The organism is Priestia sp. P5_B4 (genome assembly GCF_056400385.1).
Genome location: NZ_JBFULJ010000346.1, coordinates 1 through 3,859, shown reverse-complemented (window position 1 = coordinate 3,859; position 3,859 = coordinate 1). Strand labels below are relative to the sequence as shown.

Annotated in this window: 4 protein-coding genes and 1 pseudogene; all 5 read left to right on the top strand. The window is 37.8% G+C overall.

The features are described from left to right. A partial coding sequence (locus AC1DRF_RS19000; protein WP_477741402.1) for a YphA family membrane protein occupies positions 1 to 246 on the top strand: 246 nt, incomplete at its 5' end. Between the two features lie 297 nt (positions 247 to 543). Next, positions 544 to 1,854 (top strand): ribosome biogenesis GTPase Der, encoded by a 1,311-nt coding sequence (gene der, locus AC1DRF_RS18995; RefSeq protein WP_013059022.1) that lies wholly within the window; start codon positions 544 to 546, stop codon positions 1,852 to 1,854. A gap of 17 nt (positions 1,855 to 1,871) precedes the next feature. Next, positions 1,872 to 2,903, top strand: a complete 1,032-nt coding sequence (locus AC1DRF_RS18990; RefSeq protein WP_013084894.1) for an NAD(P)H-dependent glycerol-3-phosphate dehydrogenase — start codon at positions 1,872 to 1,874, stop codon at positions 2,901 to 2,903. A gap of 314 nt (positions 2,904 to 3,217) precedes the next feature. Next, positions 3,218 to 3,421 (top strand): DUF2768 domain-containing protein, encoded by a 204-nt coding sequence (locus AC1DRF_RS18985; protein ID WP_013059020.1) that lies wholly within the window; start codon positions 3,218 to 3,220, stop codon positions 3,419 to 3,421. A gap of 24 nt (positions 3,422 to 3,445) precedes the next feature. Continuing rightward, a pseudogene (locus AC1DRF_RS18980) lies at positions 3,446 to 3,859 on the top strand (hypothetical protein); the annotation flags it as partial.

Below are 3,859 nucleotides of genomic sequence, written 5' to 3'. Positions count from 1 at the left end.
ATGGTGATTAAAGATGCTGAAAAAAGATTCGCAGCGATCATTTTAGGTGTAGTTGGAGGAGATTTTTTATACGCAGTTGTCATTCGAGATATTGCATCTTATGAAGTAGGGTCTCTTCGGACACTCGACGTTTTAGCAACAGCAGTAGGAGCTATGTTTATTTGGGAGATGCTGGTTTATTTCTCTGCTTATTTAGATTTGTACGTGCTGAAGTCTCACAGGCAAAAGCAAAGTACTTACAAATAGAAGAAGAGATTTCGTAAAATTATATTGTTGTTACCGGTGATTTTTGATAAAATTGTTTGATTGAAAGAGTAATGCTTATTCAGCGGATAGGCAGTTAATCAGCCTAGTGTAAAATAGAGCTGATAAAAAGCCTGCTTTATCGCTTATGATCGATTAGTAGAGGTCATGCCACGCTGCATGGCCTCAATTTTTGAAAAAAGAATGATCTTATTTATTTGTACATGTAGATAAATACCTTTAGTCGATTAAAGACTGGTTGCCGATACATAAAAAAGATCAAGGAAAGGGAAGAATCGTATGCCAAAACCAATTATTGCGATTGTTGGTCGTCCCAACGTAGGAAAATCAACAATTTTCAACCGAATTGTAGGAGAGCGAGTATCTATTGTAGAAGATATTCCGGGTGTAACACGTGATCGTATCTATAGTTCAGGTGAGTGGCTGAATGTGGACTTTAACATTATTGATACCGGCGGTATTGATATTGGAGATGAGCCATTTTTAGAACAGATCAAACAGCAGGCAGAAATTGCAATTGATGAAGCGGACGTAATCATTTTTCTAGTGAATGGACGCGATGGAATTACTGCAGCTGATGAAGAAGTGGCGAAAATTTTATACAAATCCAAAAAGCCCGTTGTCCTAGCTGTTAATAAAGTAGATAATCCTGAAATGAGAGAATTAATCTATGATTTCTACGCACTAGGATATGGAGAACCGTTCCCAATCTCAGGAACGCATGGTTTAGGTTTAGGTGACCTGCTAGACGAGGCAGCTAAGCACTTTCCAAAAGAAAAAGACGAAGATTACGGAGAAGACGTCATTAAATTTTCATTGATTGGTCGTCCTAACGTAGGGAAATCTTCATTAGTTAATGCTCTTCTAGGTGAAGACCGTGTTATTGTCAGTGATCTTGCCGGCACGACACGCGATGCCATTGATACAAAGTTTACAAAAGAAGATCAAGAATATGTTGTTATTGATACAGCTGGAATGAGAAAGCGTGGAAAAGTGTACGAGAGTACTGAAAAATACAGCGTACTGCGCGCATTAAAGGCAATTGAACGCTCAGATGTTGTCTTAGTTGTATTAAATGCTGAAGAGGGTATTATTGAACAAGATAAGAAAATTGCTGGCTATGCACAAGAAGCTGGAAAAGCTGTTGTCATCGTTGTGAACAAATGGGATACAGTAGAAAAAGATGAAAAAACAATGAAAAAATTTGAAGAGAATATACGTGAGCATTTTCAGTTCTTAACATATGCTCCAATTGTATTCCTTTCAGCTAAAACGAAAAAACGTACGCATACGCTATTGCCGATGATTGATCTTGCAAGCGAAAGCCATGCGGTACGTGTAGAAACAAGCATCTTAAATGATGTGATTATGGATGCAGTAGCAATGAACCCTACGCCTACTCACAACGGCAACCGCTTGAAAATCTATTACACAACTCAAGTAGCAATCAAGCCGCCAACTTTTGTTGTGTTTGTAAATGATCCTGAGCTAATGCATTTTTCATATAAACGTTTCTTAGAAAATAAGCTTCGTGAAGCTTTTGGATTTGAAGGAACTCCAATTAAAATTATTGCAAGACCAAGAAAATAACAGAGGATGTGATCGGCGTGGAAAGAATAGCTGTACTAGGAGCAGGAAGCTGGGGAACTGCATTAGCTTTCGTATTGGCGGAAAATGGACACGATGTTCGCATTTGGGGACATAGACAACAAGTCATTGATCAAATCAACGAGACGCATAAGAATGAAAAATATTTGCCTGGTGTAGAGCTTCCTCATCAGATTAAAGGTTTTACGTCATTAGAAAAGGCAATAGAAGGTGTTGAAACCCTTATTTTAGCTGTTCCAACGAAGGCCATTCGTGAAGTGTTGCAGCAGCTAAAATCCCTTACCGATGAACTATTTACAATTGTTCACGTAAGTAAAGGGATTGAACCGGATTCTCTTTTACGTATATCTCAAATGATTCAACAAGAAATTGATACAAAAGACATCGTTGTCTTATCAGGTCCGAGTCATGCTGAAGAAGTAAGTAGAAGGCAGCCCACAACTGTGACGTCAGCTTCAACAAATATACAAGCAGCAGAAAAAGTGCAGGATTTATTTAATAATCAGCAGTACTTCCGTGTTTATACAAATCCTGATGTGATTGGTGTGGAAATTGGGGGAGCGTTAAAAAATATTATTGCTCTTGCTGCTGGTATTACGGATGGACTTGGATATGGTGACAATGCGAAGGCCGCTCTTATGACTCGTGGCTTGGCTGAAATCGCTCGTTTAGGTACTGTGCTTGGTGCCAATCCTTTGACGTTCTCAGGTTTAACGGGGATTGGAGACTTGATTGTAACGTGTACAAGCGTTCATTCTCGAAATTGGCGCGCTGGTAATCTTCTTGGAAAAGGCAAAAATTTAGACGAAGTATTAGAAAATATGGGAATGGTTGTAGAAGGTGTACGCACGACGAAAGCAGCTTACCAGCTATCTCAAAAATATGACGTAAAAATGCCGATTGCTGATGCTTTATATAATGTACTGTTTAATGATGTGAAGGCAAAGGATGCAGTAGACGCGCTTATGTCTCGTACTAAAACACATGAAATGGAAGATTTAGCGAATGTTTTAGGAGAAAAATTAAATTAAGTGCAAAGAAATATGAAAAAATAGGCAATTAGTGATACCCAAAATCATTTACTTGCATAAAATAACGTGTAAATAAAGATGAGTAGAACTGTTAGTATGGGAATATTTAGTTATGATCGAAGCGAAGAGCCCCCTTCGCTTCGATTTTTTTATGTGAATAAGCAGGAATTTGTCAATTTAATAGGAAAGTAATTACTATAGAGCATGAATCACTGGAAGGTAAATAAATAGTTAATTTAGAAAGTTCTATCAATATCCATCTTAACTATAAGTCCTTATGTTATAATAACGGTGAAAAAAGGAGTGGATGCAGTTTGTCGCCAGGTTTGTTAAAGATGTGGATTTCATTGGGCTCCATTGTATTTATGTTTATTTCGGTATTTTCTATTTACTTTAGTCGTTATAAAATTACGAACCGCATTGGTAAAATTGTACTCGCTTTCATTGCCTATTCGCTTATGATTGTAGCAGGTCTTATTATGGTAATTGTTGTATTCAGCGGGCCGACAGATGCTTAATGTACATATGGTAGGGTGAGGAAAATGAAAAAATTCATGCTAACGTCTATTGTTGGGTTAACCATTTTTGTATTATCCGGTTGTTTGTACCCGGCAGAAAGAATGTCTCAAAATCAAGTTCCTTATAAAGATCAAGTTGCTTCCGTGCAAACGGCGGTTGATCAATTTAAACAAGAAAGCGGAGGCTTATTGCCAATAAAAACGAAAGATATGGACACGCCGATTTATCAAAAATATCCGATTGACTTTACGAAAATTGTTCCTAGATACATGCAAGACGCACCTGGTAATTCGTATGAAAGCGGAGGGATATTTGCGTACGTACTTGTGGATGCAGAAACAAAGCCCACGGTTAAATTATTAGACTTACGAATGGCGGATACGATTCAAGATGTTAACGTACATTTGAATATATACCGTCAAAATCATAAAGGGTAC

What these genes read in the sequence shown, in the direction of transcription:
- der (WP_013059022.1), top strand. Translation starts at nt 544, where the DNA reads ATGCCAAAACCAATTATTGCGATTGTTGGTCGTCCCAACGTAGGAAAA.